Source organism: Stenotrophomonas sp. Marseille-Q5258, assembly GCF_946900935.1.
Taxonomy (GTDB): domain Bacteria; phylum Pseudomonadota; class Gammaproteobacteria; order Xanthomonadales; family Xanthomonadaceae; genus Stenotrophomonas; species Stenotrophomonas nematodicola.
This window is the reverse complement of record NZ_CAMPPN010000010.1, coordinates 78,370-92,880: the sequence shown is the minus strand read 5'-3', so window position 1 is coordinate 92,880 and position 14,511 is coordinate 78,370. Positions and strand designations below refer to the sequence as shown.

Genomic DNA, 14,511 nt, shown 5'->3' with positions numbered 1-14,511 from the left:
ACCCAGAGGCCTTGTCCGTCGCTCTTTTAACGAAGGAACCCACCGTCATGGCGGACCAAAAGATCCGAATTCGGCTGAAGGCGTTCGATCATCGTCTGATCGACCGTTCGGCCAGCGAGATCGTAGAAACGGCAAAGCGGACCGGCGCGCAAGTGCGTGGCCCGATCCCGCTGCCGACCAAGATCGAGCGCTACACCATCCTCGTCTCCCCGCACGTCGACAAGGACGCGCGTGACCAGTACGAGACCCGCACGCACAAGCGCGTGCTCGATATCGTCGACCCCAACGACAAGACCGTGGACGCGCTGATGAAGCTCGAACTGGCTGCCGGCGTCGACGTTCAGATCAAGCTGACCTGAGGACTACGACCATGACGAAGAAATATTCGTTGGGCTTCGTGGGCCGCAAGGCTGGCATGAGCCGCGTGTTCACCGAAGATGGCCAGGCCATCCCGGTGACCCTGATTGAAGCTACCCCGAACCGCATCGCGCAGATCAAGACCGTCGAATCCGACGGCTACAGCGCCGTGCAGGTGACCGTCGGCGCGCGTCGCGCTGCCCTGGTCAACAAGCCGGAAGCCGGTCACTTCGCCAAGGCGAAGGTCGAAGCCGGTCGTGGCCTGTGGGAATTCCGCGTTGAAGACGCCCAGCTCGGCGAATTCGCCGTTGGTGGCGAAGTCAAGGCGGACATCTTTGAAGTTGGCCAGAAGGTCGACGTCCAGGGTGTCACCAAGGGTAAGGGCTTCCAGGGCACCATCAAGCGCTACAACTTCCGTATGGGCGATGCAACCCACGGTAACTCGCTGTCGCATCGCGCGCCGGGTTCCTTGGGCCAGCGCCAGACCCCGGGTCGCGTTTTCCCGGGCAAGAAGATGTCCGGCCACATGGGTTCGGTGCAGCAGAGCACCCAGAACCTGGAAGTGGTGAAGGTCGATGTCGAACGTGGTCTGATCGCGATCCGTGGTGCCGTTCCGGGCGCAGCGGGTGGTGACGTGATCGTTCGTCCGGCTAGCAAGGCATAAGGAGAGATGACGATGGAACTCGTTATCACGGGTAGCAACAACAAGGTCTCGGTCTCCGATGCCGTGTTCGGTCGCGATTTCAGCGAAGATCTGGTTCACCAGGTCGTCGTTGCTTACCGCAACGCCGGTCGCGCCGGCACCAAGGCACAGAAGACTCGCTCTGAAGTGGCTGGTACCACCAAGAAGTCGAAGAAGCAGAAGGGCGGCGGCGCGCGTCATGGCGCACTGACGGCTCCGATCTTCGTCGGCGGCGGTGTCACCTTCGCGGCCAAGCCGCGCAGCTTCGAGCAGAAGGTCAACCGTAAGCAGTACCGTGCAGCCATGTGCGCGATCCTGTCCGAGCTGAACCGCCAGGGCCGTCTGACGATCGTGGAGTCCTTCGATGTCGAAGCGACCAACACCAAGTCGTTGATCGCCAAGCTGGCCGGCCTGGAAGTGGGCAAGCGTCCGCTGATCGTCACCGAAGAGGCTTCCGAGCACCTGTACCTGTCGGCACGCAACATTCCCTACGTGGAAGTGCGTGACGTCCAGGGTCTGGACCCGGTGTCGCTGGTGGGTGCCGACACGGTCGTCATCACCGCTGACGCGGTCAAGAAGGTCGAGGAGTGGCTGGCATGAACGCCAACGAGAAAATCTTCAGCGTTCTTCGCGCTCCGCGAGTCTCCGAAAAGACCGCGCGCCTGCAGGAACATTCCAACCAGTATGTCTTTGAAGTGTCGAACGAAGCGACCAAGGCCGATGTAAAGGCCGCGGTTGAGCAGCTGTTCGATGTCAAGGTCGAGTCGGTCAACGTGCTGAACGTGAAGGGCAAGAACAAGTCCTTCCGTAACCGCAACGGCCGCCGCGGCGATTGGCGCAAGGCATACGTGCGTCTCGCCGATGGCCAGTCCATCGATGTAACGGCCAAGGCCTGAGGTACATCCCATGCCATTGATGAAATTCAAGCCCACTTCCCCCGGCCGTCGTTCGGCCGTGCGCGTGGTTACGCCCGATCTGCACAAGGGCGCACCGCACGCAGCGTTGCTGGAGCCGCAGAGCAAGTCGGGTGGTCGTAACCACCACGGCCGTATCACCACCCGTCACGTTGGTGGTGGCCACAAGCAGCACTACCGCGTCATCGACTTCAAGCGCAACAAGGAAGGCATTCCGGCGCGCGTGGAACGCATCGAATACGATCCGAACCGCACCGCCCACATCGCCCTGCTGTGCTACGTCGACGGCGAGCGTCGCTACATCATCGCACCGAAGGGCCTGAAGGCCGGTGACCAGGTGATCGCGGGCTCGGATGCGCCGATCAAGACCGGCAACACCCTGCCGCTGCGCAACATCCCGGTCGGTACCACTGTCCACGGCATCGAACTGAAGCCGGGCAAGGGTGCCCAGATCGCGCGTGCCGCCGGCGCCGCCGTGCAGCTCGTCGCTCGTGAAGGCATCTACGCCACCCTGCGCCTGCGCTCGGGTGAAATGCGCAAGGTGCCGGTCGAGTGCCGCGCCACCATCGGTGAAGTCGGTAACGACGAGCACAACCTGGAAAAGCTGGGCAAGGCTGGCGCCAAGCGCTGGCGCGGTGTCCGCCCGACCGTTCGTGGTGCTGCCATGAACCCGGTTGACCATCCGCACGGCGGTGGTGAGGCGAAGGCCGGCCAGGGTAACCCGCATCCGGTCACCCCGTGGGGTGTCCCGACCAAGGGCTACAAGACGCGCCATAACAAGCGCACCCAGCAATTCATCGTCCGCGATCGTAGGGGCTAATCGACCATGGCACGTTCACTCAAGAAGGGCCCGTTCGTCGATCACCACCTCGTCAAGAAGGTGGAGGCCGCTGCGGGTAGCAAGAAGCCGATCAAGACCTGGTCGCGCCGTTCGATGATCCTGCCGGAAATGGTAGGCATCACCATCGCCGTTCATAACGGTAAGAACCACGTTCCGGTGCTCGTCAACGAGAACATGGTCGGCCACAAGCTCGGCGAATTTGCCATCACCCGGACCTTCAAGGGTCACGGTGGTGACAAGAAGTCGGGCAAGTAAGGAGAGATGACAATGGAAGCGAAAGCAATCCTGCGCTCCGCGCGCATCTCTGCGCAGAAAGCCCGTCTGGTCGCTGACCAGGTGCGCGGCCTGCCGGCCGAGCGTGCGGTCAACCTGCTGAAGTTCTCGGACAAGAAGGCTGCCCACCTGATCAAGAAGGTGGTGGAGTCGGCTATTGCCAATGCCGAGAACAACCAGGGCGCCGACGTCGACGAGCTGAAGGTTCAGACCATCATGGTAGATGAAGGTCCGACCCTGAAGCGTTTCATGGCGCGGGCGAAAGGCCGCGGCACCCGCATCCTCAAGCGCACCAGCCACATCACTGTGGTTGTGGGCGCCGGCAAGTAAGCGGAAAGGAAAACACCATGGGTCATAAAGTTCATCCGATTGGTATCCGCCTCGGCATTTCCAAGGACTGGAACTCCAAGTGGTACGCCAACAAGGCCGAGTTCGCTGGTTACCTGGCGGCCGACCTGAAGGTGCGGGACATGCTGCGCAAGAAGCTCGCGCAGGCCGGCATCAGCAAGATCCTGATCGAGCGTCCGGCCAAGACCGCTCGCGTGACGATTCACACCGCCCGTCCGGGCGTGGTGATCGGCAAGCGCGGTGAGGACATCGAGAAGCTGCGCAAGGAAGTGAGCGAAATGATGGGCGTCCCGGCGCACATCAACGTCACCGAAGTGCGCAAGCCCGAGCTGGACGCGCAGCTGGTTGCCGAGTCGATCGCGCAGCAGCTGGAGCGTCGCATCATGTTCCGCCGTGCAATGAAGCGCTCGGTCGGCAACGCGATGCGTCTGGGTGCCCTGGGCATCAAGGTCAACGTCGGTGGCCGCCTCAACGGTGCTGAAATCGCCCGTTCGGAGTGGTACCGCGAAGGCCGCGTGCCGCTGCACACGCTGCGTGCCGACATCGACTATGGCTTCGCTGAAGCCAAGACGACCTACGGCATCATCGGCATCAAGGTCTGGATCTACAAGGGCGAGGTTTTCGATTTCTCCCAGGTTGGCCAGGAAAAGCAGGACGACTCCCCGCGCAACGATCGTAACGATCGCGGCGACCGTGGTGACCGTCAGCGCCCGGCCCGTGAAGCGAGGTAACGACAATGTTGCAACCCAAGCGAACCAAGTACCGCAAGGTACACAAGGGCCGTAACGATGGCCTGAGCTGGAGCGCCAACGCTGTCAGCTTCGGCGAGTACGGCCTGAAGGCAACCGCTCATGGTCAGCTGACCGCGCGTCAGATCGAAGCGGCTCGCCGTTCGATCAGCCGCTACGTCAAGCGCGGCGGCAAGATGTGGATCCGAGTGTTCCCCGACAAGCCGATCACCAAGAAGCCCATCGAAGTCCGAATGGGTTCTGGTAAGGGCAACGTGGAGTACTGGGTCGCCCAGATCCAGCCCGGCCGCATGATCTATGAAATTGAAGGTGTGGATGAAAGCGTGGCTCGCGAGGCGTTCCGCCTGGCAGCTGCCAAGCTCTCCGTGACCACCACCTTCGTGACCCGGACGGTGATGTAATGGATATCAAACAACTTCGCGAAAAGTCGGCTGACGATCTGAAGGCCCACCTGACCGACCTGCGTAAGGAGCAGTTCTCGCTCCGTATGCAGCAGGTTACCGGCCAGCTGCCGAAGACTCACGAAACCCGCCGGGTCCGCCGCGAGATTGCTCGCGTCAAGACCCTGCTCGGCAGCACCAAGTAAGGATGGCCGCGATGAGCGACAATACTGAAAACAAGACGCTGCGCACGGTCGAAGGCCGTGTCGTCAGCAACAAGATGGACAAGACGGTCACCGTGTTGGTGGAACGCCTGGTCAAGCACGCCCTGTACGGCAAGTACATCAAGCGTTCGACCAAGCTGCACGCCCACGACGCCGACAATGCCTGCAACGAAGGCGATGTCGTCCGCGTGACCGAGATTGCTCCGATGTCCAAGACCAAGAACTGGCGCGTGGTGGAAGTCATCACGCGTGCGGCTGAATAAGGAGATCTGAATCATGATCCAGATGCAGAGCTACCTCGAGGTCGCGGACAATTCCGGTGCCAAGGAAGTGATGTGCATCAAGGTGCTGGGCGGCTCCAAGCGTCGCTACGCCCACATCGGTGACATCATCAAGGTCACCGTGAAGGATGCGATCCCGCGCGGCAAGGTCAAGAAGGGTGAAGTGTTCGACGCCGTCGTGGTGCGTACCCGCAAGGGTGTGCGTCGCGCCGACGGTTCGCTGATCCGTTTTGACGCCAACGCCGCGGTCCTGCTCAACAACAAGCAAGAGCCGATCGGCACCCGCATCTTCGGACCGGTGACGCGTGAACTTCGTTCCGAGAAGTTCATGAAGATCGTCTCGCTCGCTCCCGAAGTGCTGTGAGCGACAGGAGATAATCATGGCTAACCGTATCAAGAAGGGCGACCAGGTCGTCGTCAACACCGGCAAGGACAAGGGCAAGCAGGGCGAAGTCGTCCGCGTCGACGGCGATCGTGTGATCGTCGCCAACGTGAACATCGTCAAGCGCCACACCAAGCCGAATCCGCAGGCAGGCGTTGCCGGCGGCGTGGTCGAGCGTGAAGCGTCGATCCATATCTCCAACGTGAACGTGCTCAACCCGGCTTCGGGCAAGGGCGAACGCGTTGGTTTCAAGGTGCTGGAGGATGGACGCAAACTGCGTGTGTTCCGCTCCAGCGGTGAGGCGCTCGACGCCTGAGGATGCGCTGATGAATACCCGTCTCGAAAAGTTCTACAAGGAAGAAGTGGTGCCGGCGCTGATGAAGCAGTTCGGCTACACCAATCCGATGCAGGTTCCGAAGCTGGTCAAGGTCACCCTGAACATGGGTGTCGGCGAAGCAGCCACGAACAAGAAGATCCTGGAAAACGCCGTCGCCGACATGGCCAAGGTCTCCGGCCAGAAGCCGGTCGTGACCAAGTCCCGCGTCTCGGTGGCTTCGTTCAAGATCCGCGATGGTTGGCCGATCGGCTGCAAGACCACGCTGCGTCGTGAAAAGATGTATGAGTTCCTGGACCGCCTGATCAACATCTCGCTGCCGCGCGTGCGCGACTTCCGCGGTGTCTCGGGTCGTTCCTTCGACGGTCGTGGCAACTTCAACATGGGTGTGAAGGAACAGATCATCTTCCCGGAAATCGACTTCGACGCTGTCGACGCGATCCGCGGCATGGATATCGCCATCACCACCACCGCCAAGACCGACGCGGAAGCGAAGGCGCTGCTCGCAGCGTTCAAGTTCCCGTTCCGTAACTGATACGTCGAGGAATCCGAAATGGCAAAGACCTCCATGGTCAACCGCGATCTGAAGCGTGCCAAGCTGGCCGCCAAGTACGCCGGTAAGCGTGAAGAGCTGAAGAAGATCATCTCCAGCCCGACCGCTTCGTACGACGAAAAGGCTGACGCCGTGGTCAAGTTGCAGAAGCTGCCGCGCGATTCGTCGCCGAGCCGCCACCGCAACCGCTGCGAACTGTCCGGCCGCCCGCGTGGCGTTTACAGCAAGTTCGGCCTCGGCCGCAACAAGCTGCGTGAAGCCACCATGCGTGGTGACGTGCCGGGCCTGCGCAAGGCCAGCTGGTAAGGGATTCGTCCCGGAACCTGCTTCGCATCCCCAGGGTGCGGAGCAGGGGGACCAACCGGTTCATTCAGGTTTGTCCCCAATTGAAGAGTCCGGCGCAAGTCGGGCTCTTTTTGCCGTATACTCCCGCGTCTTGCCTTTTCACAGGGGCGAGGGTAGGGCGGGCCGCCGGTCCGCCGGTCACTATGTGAAGGGTACTGGCCCCTCCCAGGAACACAGCAAGATTTTCGCGAAAGCGGATATCGGTGCACTCAAAGGTATCGACTATGAGCATGACTGATCCCATCGCCGACCTGCTGGTACGCATCAAGAATGCGGCCGCGGTTGGCAAGCAGACGGTGAAGGCACCGTCCTCCAAGATCAAGGTTGCAATCGCAGAAGTGTTGAAGGCCGAAGGCTACATCACCGACCTGCGCGTGACCAAGACCGAGAACAACAAGGCCGAGCTTGAAATCGTCCTGAAGTATTTCGAAGGCAAGCCGGTCATCGAGACCCTGAAGCGCTTCTCGCGTTCGGGTCTGCGTCAGTACCGCGGCAAGTCCGAGCTGCCGAAGGTCCTCAATGGCCTGGGCATCTCCATCATCTCCACCTCCAAGGGCATCATGACTGATGCGCAGGCGCGCCAGCTGGGCGTCGGCGGCGAAGTCCTGTGCTTCGTGGCCTAAGGCGAGAAGGAAACTACTATGTCCCGCGTAGCCAAGAAGCCGGTCAACCTGCCCAAGGGCGTTGAACTGAACATCCAGCCGGAATCCGTCAGTGTGAAGGGCCCGAAGGGCACCCTGTCGCTGCCGAAGGTCGCTGGCGTCGAAATCACCGTTGAAAACGGCGTTGCCAACCTGGCCGCCAACGATCCGTCGCTGACTGCCCTCACCGGCACCGTGCGCGCGATCCTGGCCAACATGGTCCACGGCGTCACCGAAGGCTTCGAGCGCAAGCTCGAGCTGGTCGGCGTCGGTTACCGTGCCGCCATGCAGGGCAAGGACCTGAACCTGTCGCTCGGTTTCTCGCACCCGGTGGTGTTCGTGGCGCCGGAAGGCATCACCCTGTCGACTCCGACCCAGACCGAAATCGTGGTCCAGGGCACGGACAAGCAGCAGGTGGGCGAAGTTGCCGCCAAGATCCGTGGTTACCGTCCGCCGGAGCCCTACAAGGGCAAGGGTGTGAAGTACGCCGGCGAAGTCATCATTCGTAAGGAAGCCAAGAAGGCCTGATTCAGGTCCTCAGCTTTCAAGGAAAAAGATAATGAACAAGAACATCGCTCGCCTGCGTCGTGCCAAGTCGACCCGTGCACACATCCGCGAACTCGGCGTGCCGCGTCTGTCGGTGCTGCGCACCGGTCAGCACCTGTACGCCCAGGTCTTCACCGCCGACGGCTCCAAGGTGCTGGCAGCTGCCAACACCACCCAGGCCGACGTCAAGGAAGGTCTGAAGAACGGCAAGAACAGCGACGCCGCCGCCAAGGTTGGCAAGCTGGTCGCCGAGCGCGCCAAGGCTGCGGGCATCGAGAAGGTCGCTTTCGACCGCTCGGGCTACCGCTACCACGGCCGCATCAAGGCGCTGGCCGATGCAGCCCGCGAAGGCGGCCTGCAGTTCTAAGGGATAAGGAAGCGGGGCATGTCCCCGCTTCCGCCTGCCTGCCGGCGCGGGTTGCGCCGGGCGACGTCCTTCTTATGCAGGGGCGCTCGATCCACCGCTTCATCTCACAGCTATAAGCGGCCCCGAGCCGTACATACTCAATCAATCAAGGAATCAACATGGCAGAAGAACGTCAGCCGCGGGGTCGCGATCGCGATCGCAACCGCGAAGAGAAAGTCGACGACGGCATGATCGAGAAGCTGGTCGCGGTCAACCGCGTCAGCAAGACCGTCAAGGGCGGTCGCCAGTTCACCTTCACCGCACTGACCGTGGTTGGTGATGGCGAAGGCAAGGTCGGTTTCGGTTACGGCAAGGCGCGCGAAGTGCCGGTCGCGATCCAGAAGTCGATGGAGCAGGCCCGCAAGAACCTGGCCACCGTCGATCTGAACAACGGCACCCTGTGGCACCCGGTGAAGGCCGGCCACGGCGCAGCCCGCGTGTTCATGATGCCGGCGTCGGAAGGTACCGGTGTCATCGCCGGCGGCGCCATGCGCGCTGTGCTGGAAGCCGTTGGCGTGAAGAACGTGCTGGCCAAGGCGGTCGGTTCGCGTAACCCGATCAACCTGGTTCGCGCCACGCTGAAGGGCCTGACCGACATGCAGTCGCCGGTCCGCATTGCGGCCAAGCGCGGCAAGAAGGTGGAGGATCTCAATCATGGCTAATGAAACCGCCAAGACCGTGAAGGTCCGCCTGGTGCGTGGCCTGCGTGGCACCCAGTCGCGTCACCGCCTGTCGGTGCGTGCGCTGGGCCTGAACAAGCTCAATGATGTGCGTGAACTGAAGGACAGCCCGCAGGTTCGCGGCCTGATCAACAAGGTTCAGTACCTCGTCCAGGTTGAGGAATAATCCAATGACCATGCATCTCAATGAACTGAGCCCGGCGCCGGGCGCGCGCAAAGAGCGCACCCGCGTGGGCCGTGGTATCGGCTCGGGCCTGGGCAAGACCTGTGGCCGCGGCCACAAGGGTTCGTTCGCCCGCAAGGGTGGCGGCAAGATCAAGGCAGGCTTCGAAGGCGGCCAGACCCCCATGCAGCGTCGTCTGCCGAAGGTCGGTTTCCGTTCCAAGATCGCCAAGGACACTGCTGAAGTCCTGTCGTACCACCTGGACAAGCTGGAGGCCGGTGAGGTCGATTTCGCCGCGCTGCGCGCTGCGAAGCTGGTCCCGAGCACGGCCAAGAAGGCCAAGATCGTCATGAAGGGCGGCCTGACCAAGGCCTTCACCCTGAAGGGCATCGCAGCAACGGCCGGTGCCAAGGCCGCGATCGAAGCTGCCGGCGGCAGCGTACAGGAGTAAGACATGGCGCAAGCTGGCATTGGTAACCTCGGCGGCGGGCTCGGCAAGTTCACGGAACTTCGCCAGCGTCTGCTGTTCGTCCTCGGGGCTTTGGCTGTCTATCGCATCGGCTGTTATGTGCCGGTGCCGGGCGTCAATCCCGATGCCATGCTTGCGCTCATGCAGGCGCAGGGCGGCGGCATCGTGGACATGTTCAACATGTTCTCGGGCGGCGCCCTGCACCGTTTCAGCATTTTCGCGCTGAACGTCATGCCGTACATTTCGGCATCGATCGTGATGCAGCTGGCGGTCCATATCTTCCCGGCATTGAAGGCGATGCAGAAGGAAGGCGAATCGGGCCGTCGCAAGATCACCCAGTATTCCCGCATCGGCGCCGTGTTCCTGGCGGTGGTGCAGGGCGGCAGCATCGCGCTGGCGCTGCAGGACCAGCTGTCCCCGAGCGGTGCGCCCGTGGTCTACGCGCCTGGCATGGGCTTTGTGCTCACGGCCGTGGTCGCGCTGACCGCCGGCACCATCTTCCTGATGTGGGTCGGTGAGCAGGTCACCGAGCGTGGCATCGGCAATGGTGTGTCGCTGATCATCTTCGCCGGCATCGTCGCCGGCCTGCCTGGCGCGGTCATCCACACCCTGGAAGCCTACCGCGAGGGCAACATGAGCTTCATCGCCCTGCTGCTGATCGTGCTGGTGGTGTTGGCCTTCACCTACTTCGTGGTGTTCGTCGAACGCGGCCAGCGCCGCATCACGGTGAACTATGCACGTCGTCAGGGCGGCCGCAACGCGTACATGAACCAGACCTCGTTCCTGCCGCTGAAGCTGAACATGGCGGGCGTGATTCCGGCCATCTTCGCCTCCAGCATCCTGGCGTTCCCGACGACCCTGGCAATGTGGTCCGGCCAGGCCAGTTCGGCCACGTGGCTGCAGAAGGTTGCCAGCGCCCTTGGGCCGGGCGAGCCGCTGCACATGATCGTCTTCGCCGCGCTGATCACCGGTTTCGCGTTCTTCTATACCGCGCTGGTGTTCAACTCGCAGGAAACCGCCGACAACCTGAAGAAGTCCGGCGCACTGATTCCGGGCATCCGCCCGGGCAAGGCCACCGCCGATTACATCGACGGCGTGCTGACCCGCCTGACCGCCGCCGGCTCGCTGTACCTGGTGATCGTGTGTCTGCTGCCGGAAATCATGCGGACCCAGCTCGGCGCGTCGTTCTACTTCGGTGGTACCTCGCTGCTGATCGTGGTGGTGGTGGTGATGGACTTCATTGCCCAGATCCAGGCGCACCTGATGTCGCACCAGTATGAGAGCCTGTTGAAGAAGGCCAACCTGAAGGGCGGCAATCGCGGCGGTTTTGCCCGCGGCTGATTCACCTGTTACACTTGTCTTCTTGTTGCGAAGGCCCTCCGGTTCCCGGACCTGGCCTTCCAAATCGAAGGGCGGCCCCCGCAGCGGTCTCGGGTGGGGGTGAGATGTGGTGGTCCCGCGCGGGAGTAGCGCGGGCGGCGGCGAGGGCAACCTCTGCAGTCAACGACATCCGGCGCCGGAGCATGGGCACACTCCCCATGCCGGGTTCATGAAACCTTCGTGGTTTCACGGGCTTCCAAGTAAACCGAGACCTTGATAGAATCGCTAGTTCACTTTTTTGATCCATCCTGCCGGATTGGCGCGCCCGTGGTGCGCTGTCGGCCATCACTCAGCTGGAGAACCGCGTCATGGCGCGTATTGCAGGCGTCAACCTGCCAGCCCAGAAGCACGTCTGGGTCGGGTTGCAAAGCATTTACGGCATCGGCCGTACCCGTTCGAAGAAGGTCTGCGACGCCGCAGGCGTGACCTCGACCACCAAGATCCGCGATCTGTCGGAGCCGGAAATCGAGCGTCTGCGCTCGGAAGTGGCCAAGTACATCGTGGAAGGCGATCTGCGCCGTGAAATCGGTATCGCGATCAAGCGCCTGATGGATCTGGGCTGCTACCGCGGTCTGCGTCACCGTCGCGGCCTGCCGCTGCGTGGCCAGCGCACCCGTACCAACGCCCGCACCCGCAAGGGCCCGCGCAAGGCGATCAGGAAGTAAGGGACCTAAGAAATGGCTAAGCCCGTCGCTAAGACCAAGAAGAAGATCAAGCGCGTCGTCACTGACGGCGTTGCCCACGTCCACGCTTCTTTCAACAACACCATCGTGACCATCACCGACCGTCAGGGCAACGCTCTGTCGTGGGCGACCTCCGGTGGCGCTGGCTTCCGCGGTTCGCGCAAGTCCACCCCGTTCGCTGCCCAGGTGGCTGCCGAGAAGGCCGGCCGTGCCGCGCTCGACTACGGCGTCAAGTCCCTGGAAGTCCGCATCAAGGGCCCGGGTCCGGGTCGTGAGTCGGCCGTGCGCTCGCTGAACAACGTGGGCTACAAGATCACCAACATCATCGACGTGACGCCTATCCCGCACAACGGGTGCCGTCCGCCGAAGAAGCGTCGCGTCTAAAGGAGCGATAAGAAATGGCTCGTTATATCGGTCCTACCTGTAAGCTCGCCCGCCGCGAAGGCGCCGACCTTTCCCTCAAGAGCCCGGCGCGTGCGCTGGACTCCAAGTGCAAGCTGGAGCAGAAGCCCGGCCAGCACGGCGCGACCGCCCGCAAGGGCAAGCTGTCCGACTACGCCACCCAGCTGCGTGAAAAGCAGAAGGTCAAGCGTATCTACGGCCTGCTGGAGCGTCAGTTCCGCAACTACTACAAGAAGGCCTCGACCAAGAAGGGCAACACCGGCGAGAACCTGCTGCAGCTGTTGGAAACCCGCCTGGACAACGTCGTCTATCGCATGGGCTTCGCTGTGACCCGTCCGGCTGCGCGTCAGCTGGTTTCGCACCGCGGCGTCACCGTGAACGGCAAGTCGGTCAACCTGGCTTCGTACCAGGTCAAGGCTGGCGACGCCGTCGCTCTGTCCGAGAAGGCTGCCAAGCAGCTGCGCGTTCAGGAAGCCCTGACCGTTGCCGCCCAGCACGACCTGCGTCCGTCGTGGGTTGAAGTGGATTCCGGCAAGTTCGCCGGCATCTTCAAGGCTGTGCCGGATCGTGCGGACCTGCCTGCGGATATCAACGAAGCGCTGATCGTCGAGTTGTATTCGAAGTAATTCACATTGGAGAATCCCCGGCGACGGCCGGGGATTCACTAGGAGAACCCGCAACATGACGGTTACCGCCAACCAGGTTCTGCGTCCTCGCGGTCCGCAGATCGAACGCCTTACCGACACCCGCGCCAAGGTCGTTATCGAGCCCTTGGAGCGTGGTTACGGGCATACGCTGGGCAATGCCCTGCGTCGCGTGCTGCTGTCGTCCATCCCGGGCTTCGCCATCACGGAAGTCGAGATCGACGGCGTGCTGCACGAGTACACCACGCTCGAAGGCTTGCAGGAGGACGTGCTGGAAGTCCTGCTCAACCTGAAGGACGTGGCCATCCGTATGCATACCGGTGACAGCGCCACGCTGTCGCTGTCCAAGCAGGGTCCGGGTGTTGTGACCGCTGCCGATATCAAGGTCGACCACAACGTCGAGATCCTCAACAACGACCATATCATTTGCCACCTGACCAAGGACACGGCAATCAATATGCGTCTGAAGATCGAGCGTGGCTTCGGCTACCAGCCGGCGGCCGCGCGTCGTCGTCCGGACGAAGAAACCCGTGCCATCGGTCGTCTGGTCCTGGACGCCTCGTTCTCGCCGGTCCGTCGCGTCGCCTATTCGGTGGAAGCGGCCCGCGTCGAACAGCGTACCGACCTGGACAAGCTGGTCCTGGATATCGAAACCAACGGCACGATCGATGCCGAGGAAGCCGTGCGCACCGCCGCCGACATCCTCAGCGATCAGCTGTCGGTGTTCGGTGACTTCACCCACCGCGACCGCGGTGCGGCCAAGCCGGCCAACAACGGCGTGGATCCGGTGCTGCTGCGCCCGATCGACGACCTGGAACTGACCGTGCGTTCGGCCAACTGCCTGAAGGCAGAGAGCATTTACTACATCGGCGATCTGATCCAGAAGACCGAAGTGGAACTGCTCAAGACCCCGAACCTCGGCAAGAAGTCGCTGACCGAGATCAAGGAAGTCCTCGCACAGCGCGGTCTTTCGCTCGGCATGAAGCTGGAGAACTGGCCGCCGGCCGGTGTCGCCCAGCACGGCATGCTCGGCTGATCCAGCGCTACGCAAGATGCTTGACCCCGCACCTTCGGGTGCGGGGGCTTCACCCGCAACACCTCGCATCGACAGGCCCATAGCCTGCGGTGACGGTCGGCCAGGAGGGCCGGCACCGGACCATCCGCAGTCCAAGCAGCAACGCCGGGAAGGCGACAGCGAAACCCAACCGATCCAACATTCACTTCAGGAATCACCGTCATGCGTCATATGAAATCCGGTCGCAAGTTCAACCGTACCAGCGCCCATCGCGAAGCAATGTTCAAGAACATGGCCGCGTCGCTGTTCAAGCACGAGTTGATCAAGACCACCCTGCCGAAGGCCAAGGAACTGCGCCGCGTCGCCGAGCCGCTGATCACCCTGGCCAAGGTCGACTCCGTCGCCAACCGCCGTCTGGCCTTCGCCCGTCTGCGCGACCAGGAAGCCGTCGGCAACCTGTTCACCATCCTGGGCCCGCGCTACGCGACCCGTCCGGGTGGCTATCTGCGTCTGCTGAAGTGCGGCTTCCGCGCTGGCGACAACGCGCCGATGGCCTACGTGGAACTGGTGGACCGTCCGGCCGTGGCTGAAGCCGTCGAAGAGTAATCGACGCGCAACACCCGTTATTCGGTGAAGAACCCGGCCTCGTGCCGGGTTTTTCCGTTTTCGGGTGCTGAAGACGGAAGCAACCTCCCCCGTTGGGCGTCTGGCGTCCCGGGGCGCTGACCTGCGGCGACGCGTGGTGGTTGGCGTCTGGCTTCCATCCGGAACACGCTGTCTGGTCGGCTGGGCCGATGGTCGGCGGCAGAGGGGCGTGAG

The 14,511-nt window shown here is 62.4% G+C and carries 27 protein-coding genes; all 27 read left to right on the top strand.

All coding sequences use genetic code 11. The features are described 5' to 3' along the window. The first annotated feature begins 47 nt into the window (after window positions 1-47). The 27 genes from rpsJ (at window position 48) to rplQ (ending at window position 14,298) form a co-directional block, all read left to right on the top strand. Window positions 48-359 carry a 30S ribosomal protein S10 gene (rpsJ, locus tag OC534_RS08225; protein ID WP_010341589.1) on the top strand — a complete coding sequence of 104 codons (312 nt, stop codon included), beginning with the start codon at window positions 48-50 and terminating at the stop codon, window positions 357-359. Window positions 360-370: 11 nt separating this feature from the next. Next, a complete protein-coding gene (gene rplC, locus OC534_RS08220) occupies window positions 371-1,021 on the top strand; it encodes a 50S ribosomal protein L3 (RefSeq protein WP_017355405.1) in 651 nt (216 codons plus the stop codon). 12 nt (window positions 1,022-1,033) lie between these two features. Continuing rightward, entirely contained in the window at window positions 1,034-1,639 is a 606-nt protein-coding gene (gene rplD / locus OC534_RS08215) for a 50S ribosomal protein L4 (RefSeq protein WP_017355406.1), read from the top strand. After that, entirely contained in the window at window positions 1,636-1,935 is a 300-nt protein-coding gene (gene rplW, locus OC534_RS08210; protein WP_017355407.1) for a 50S ribosomal protein L23, read from the top strand. The genes rplD and rplW overlap by 4 nt, the downstream gene beginning before the upstream one ends. A 10-nt stretch (window positions 1,936-1,945) precedes the next feature. Continuing rightward, window positions 1,946-2,773: a 50S ribosomal protein L2 gene (gene rplB / locus OC534_RS08205; RefSeq protein ID WP_017355408.1), complete on the top strand. Its 828-nt coding sequence runs from the start codon at window positions 1,946-1,948 to the stop codon at window positions 2,771-2,773. A gap of 6 nt (window positions 2,774-2,779) precedes the next feature. Next, the gene (gene rpsS / locus OC534_RS08200) at window positions 2,780-3,049 is read left to right on the top strand and encodes a 30S ribosomal protein S19 (RefSeq protein ID WP_017355409.1); all 270 of its coding nucleotides are present in this window, start codon (window positions 2,780-2,782) and stop codon (window positions 3,047-3,049) included. Between the two features lie 12 nt (window positions 3,050-3,061). Beyond that, window positions 3,062-3,397, top strand: coding sequence for a 50S ribosomal protein L22 (gene rplV / locus OC534_RS08195; protein ID WP_017355410.1), 336 nt, complete (start codon window positions 3,062-3,064; stop codon window positions 3,395-3,397). A 17-nt stretch (window positions 3,398-3,414) separates the two neighbouring features. Next, window positions 3,415-4,146, top strand: coding sequence for a 30S ribosomal protein S3 (gene rpsC, locus OC534_RS08190; RefSeq protein ID WP_017355411.1), 732 nt, complete (start codon window positions 3,415-3,417; stop codon window positions 4,144-4,146). Between the two features lie 5 nt (window positions 4,147-4,151). Then, window positions 4,152-4,565 (top strand): 50S ribosomal protein L16, encoded by a 414-nt coding sequence (gene rplP, locus OC534_RS08185; RefSeq protein ID WP_017355412.1) that lies wholly within the window; start codon window positions 4,152-4,154, stop codon window positions 4,563-4,565. Next, window positions 4,565-4,750, top strand: coding sequence for a 50S ribosomal protein L29 (gene rpmC, locus OC534_RS08180; RefSeq protein WP_017355413.1), 186 nt, complete (start codon window positions 4,565-4,567; stop codon window positions 4,748-4,750). The genes rplP and rpmC overlap by 1 nt, the downstream gene beginning before the upstream one ends. An 11-nt stretch (window positions 4,751-4,761) precedes the next feature. Then, window positions 4,762-5,031, top strand: a complete 270-nt coding sequence (gene rpsQ / locus OC534_RS08175; protein WP_017355414.1) for a 30S ribosomal protein S17 — start codon at window positions 4,762-4,764, stop codon at window positions 5,029-5,031. Window positions 5,032-5,044: 13 nt separating this feature from the next. After that, entirely contained in the window at window positions 5,045-5,413 is a 369-nt protein-coding gene (gene rplN / locus OC534_RS08170) for a 50S ribosomal protein L14 (protein ID WP_017355415.1), read from the top strand. A 16-nt stretch (window positions 5,414-5,429) separates the two neighbouring features. Further along, a complete protein-coding gene (gene rplX, locus OC534_RS08165; RefSeq protein WP_017355416.1) occupies window positions 5,430-5,747 on the top strand; it encodes a 50S ribosomal protein L24 in 318 nt (105 codons plus the stop codon). Between the two features lie 10 nt (window positions 5,748-5,757). Then, window positions 5,758-6,300 (top strand): 50S ribosomal protein L5, encoded by a 543-nt coding sequence (gene rplE / locus OC534_RS08160; protein ID WP_017355417.1) that lies wholly within the window; start codon window positions 5,758-5,760, stop codon window positions 6,298-6,300. Between the two features lie 18 nt (window positions 6,301-6,318). Further along, a complete protein-coding gene (gene rpsN / locus OC534_RS08155) occupies window positions 6,319-6,624 on the top strand; it encodes a 30S ribosomal protein S14 (RefSeq protein WP_017355418.1) in 306 nt (101 codons plus the stop codon). Window positions 6,625-6,887: 263 nt separating this feature from the next. Continuing rightward, a complete protein-coding gene (gene rpsH / locus OC534_RS08150) occupies window positions 6,888-7,286 on the top strand; it encodes a 30S ribosomal protein S8 (RefSeq protein WP_017355419.1) in 399 nt (132 codons plus the stop codon). 18 nt (window positions 7,287-7,304) lie between these two features. Further along, complete coding sequence (gene rplF / locus OC534_RS08145) at window positions 7,305-7,832, top strand: 50S ribosomal protein L6 (RefSeq protein ID WP_017355420.1); 528 nt, start codon at window positions 7,305-7,307, stop codon at window positions 7,830-7,832. A gap of 31 nt (window positions 7,833-7,863) precedes the next feature. Further along, complete coding sequence (gene rplR, locus OC534_RS08140) at window positions 7,864-8,217, top strand: 50S ribosomal protein L18 (RefSeq protein ID WP_017355421.1); 354 nt, start codon at window positions 7,864-7,866, stop codon at window positions 8,215-8,217. Between the two features lie 158 nt (window positions 8,218-8,375). Next, a complete protein-coding gene (rpsE, locus tag OC534_RS08135; RefSeq protein ID WP_017355422.1) occupies window positions 8,376-8,918 on the top strand; it encodes a 30S ribosomal protein S5 in 543 nt (180 codons plus the stop codon). Continuing rightward, entirely contained in the window at window positions 8,911-9,102 is a 192-nt protein-coding gene (gene rpmD / locus OC534_RS08130) for a 50S ribosomal protein L30 (protein WP_017355423.1), read from the top strand. The genes rpsE and rpmD overlap by 8 nt, the downstream gene beginning before the upstream one ends. A 4-nt stretch (window positions 9,103-9,106) precedes the next feature. Continuing rightward, a complete protein-coding gene (gene rplO / locus OC534_RS08125) occupies window positions 9,107-9,550 on the top strand; it encodes a 50S ribosomal protein L15 (protein WP_017355424.1) in 444 nt (147 codons plus the stop codon). Between the two features lie 3 nt (window positions 9,551-9,553). Further along, window positions 9,554-10,909, top strand: coding sequence for a preprotein translocase subunit SecY (secY, locus tag OC534_RS08120; protein WP_136005521.1), 1,356 nt, complete (start codon window positions 9,554-9,556; stop codon window positions 10,907-10,909). A gap of 347 nt (window positions 10,910-11,256) precedes the next feature. Beyond that, a complete protein-coding gene (gene rpsM, locus OC534_RS08115; RefSeq protein WP_017355426.1) occupies window positions 11,257-11,613 on the top strand; it encodes a 30S ribosomal protein S13 in 357 nt (118 codons plus the stop codon). Between the two features lie 12 nt (window positions 11,614-11,625). Then, the gene (gene rpsK, locus OC534_RS08110; RefSeq protein WP_017355427.1) at window positions 11,626-12,015 is read left to right on the top strand and encodes a 30S ribosomal protein S11; all 390 of its coding nucleotides are present in this window, start codon (window positions 11,626-11,628) and stop codon (window positions 12,013-12,015) included. 14 nt (window positions 12,016-12,029) lie between these two features. Continuing rightward, window positions 12,030-12,659, top strand: a complete 630-nt coding sequence (gene rpsD / locus OC534_RS08105) for a 30S ribosomal protein S4 (RefSeq protein ID WP_017355428.1) — start codon at window positions 12,030-12,032, stop codon at window positions 12,657-12,659. Between the two features lie 55 nt (window positions 12,660-12,714). Beyond that, entirely contained in the window at window positions 12,715-13,713 is a 999-nt protein-coding gene (gene rpoA, locus OC534_RS08100; protein WP_017355429.1) for a DNA-directed RNA polymerase subunit alpha, read from the top strand. 201 nt (window positions 13,714-13,914) lie between these two features. Further along, on the top strand, window positions 13,915-14,298 hold the full coding sequence (gene rplQ / locus OC534_RS08095; RefSeq protein ID WP_017355430.1) for a 50S ribosomal protein L17: 384 nt from the start codon (window positions 13,915-13,917) through the stop codon (window positions 14,296-14,298). The last annotated feature ends 213 nt before the right edge of the window (window positions 14,299-14,511 follow it).

Bases quoted from the DNA above. Each gene is read 5' to 3' on its own strand.
- rpsJ (WP_010341589.1), top strand. From the start codon at position 48: ATGGCGGACCAAAAGATCCGAATTCGGCTGAAGGCGTTCGATCATCGT.
- rplC (WP_017355405.1), top strand. From the start codon at position 371: ATGACGAAGAAATATTCGTTGGGCTTCGTGGGCCGCAAGGCTGGCATG.
- rplD (WP_017355406.1), top strand. From the start codon at position 1,034: ATGGAACTCGTTATCACGGGTAGCAACAACAAGGTCTCGGTCTCCGAT.
- rplW (WP_017355407.1), top strand. From the start codon at position 1,636: ATGAACGCCAACGAGAAAATCTTCAGCGTTCTTCGCGCTCCGCGAGTC.
- rplB (WP_017355408.1), top strand. From the start codon at position 1,946: ATGCCATTGATGAAATTCAAGCCCACTTCCCCCGGCCGTCGTTCGGCC.
- rpsS (WP_017355409.1), top strand. From the start codon at position 2,780: ATGGCACGTTCACTCAAGAAGGGCCCGTTCGTCGATCACCACCTCGTC.
- rplV (WP_017355410.1), top strand. From the start codon at position 3,062: ATGGAAGCGAAAGCAATCCTGCGCTCCGCGCGCATCTCTGCGCAGAAA.
- rpsC (WP_017355411.1), top strand. From the start codon at position 3,415: ATGGGTCATAAAGTTCATCCGATTGGTATCCGCCTCGGCATTTCCAAG.
- rplP (WP_017355412.1), top strand. From the start codon at position 4,152: ATGTTGCAACCCAAGCGAACCAAGTACCGCAAGGTACACAAGGGCCGT.
- rpmC (WP_017355413.1), top strand. From the start codon at position 4,565: ATGGATATCAAACAACTTCGCGAAAAGTCGGCTGACGATCTGAAGGCC.
- rpsQ (WP_017355414.1), top strand. From the start codon at position 4,762: ATGAGCGACAATACTGAAAACAAGACGCTGCGCACGGTCGAAGGCCGT.
- rplN (WP_017355415.1), top strand. From the start codon at position 5,045: ATGATCCAGATGCAGAGCTACCTCGAGGTCGCGGACAATTCCGGTGCC.
- rplX (WP_017355416.1), top strand. From the start codon at position 5,430: ATGGCTAACCGTATCAAGAAGGGCGACCAGGTCGTCGTCAACACCGGC.
- rplE (WP_017355417.1), top strand. From the start codon at position 5,758: ATGAATACCCGTCTCGAAAAGTTCTACAAGGAAGAAGTGGTGCCGGCG.
- rpsN (WP_017355418.1), top strand. From the start codon at position 6,319: ATGGCAAAGACCTCCATGGTCAACCGCGATCTGAAGCGTGCCAAGCTG.
- rpsH (WP_017355419.1), top strand. From the start codon at position 6,888: ATGAGCATGACTGATCCCATCGCCGACCTGCTGGTACGCATCAAGAAT.
- rplF (WP_017355420.1), top strand. From the start codon at position 7,305: ATGTCCCGCGTAGCCAAGAAGCCGGTCAACCTGCCCAAGGGCGTTGAA.
- rplR (WP_017355421.1), top strand. From the start codon at position 7,864: ATGAACAAGAACATCGCTCGCCTGCGTCGTGCCAAGTCGACCCGTGCA.
- rpsE (WP_017355422.1), top strand. From the start codon at position 8,376: ATGGCAGAAGAACGTCAGCCGCGGGGTCGCGATCGCGATCGCAACCGC.
- rpmD (WP_017355423.1), top strand. From the start codon at position 8,911: ATGGCTAATGAAACCGCCAAGACCGTGAAGGTCCGCCTGGTGCGTGGC.
- rplO (WP_017355424.1), top strand. From the start codon at position 9,107: ATGACCATGCATCTCAATGAACTGAGCCCGGCGCCGGGCGCGCGCAAA.
- secY (WP_136005521.1), top strand. From the start codon at position 9,554: ATGGCGCAAGCTGGCATTGGTAACCTCGGCGGCGGGCTCGGCAAGTTC.
- rpsM (WP_017355426.1), top strand. From the start codon at position 11,257: ATGGCGCGTATTGCAGGCGTCAACCTGCCAGCCCAGAAGCACGTCTGG.
- rpsK (WP_017355427.1), top strand. From the start codon at position 11,626: ATGGCTAAGCCCGTCGCTAAGACCAAGAAGAAGATCAAGCGCGTCGTC.
- rpsD (WP_017355428.1), top strand. From the start codon at position 12,030: ATGGCTCGTTATATCGGTCCTACCTGTAAGCTCGCCCGCCGCGAAGGC.
- rpoA (WP_017355429.1), top strand. From the start codon at position 12,715: ATGACGGTTACCGCCAACCAGGTTCTGCGTCCTCGCGGTCCGCAGATC.
- rplQ (WP_017355430.1), top strand. From the start codon at position 13,915: ATGCGTCATATGAAATCCGGTCGCAAGTTCAACCGTACCAGCGCCCAT.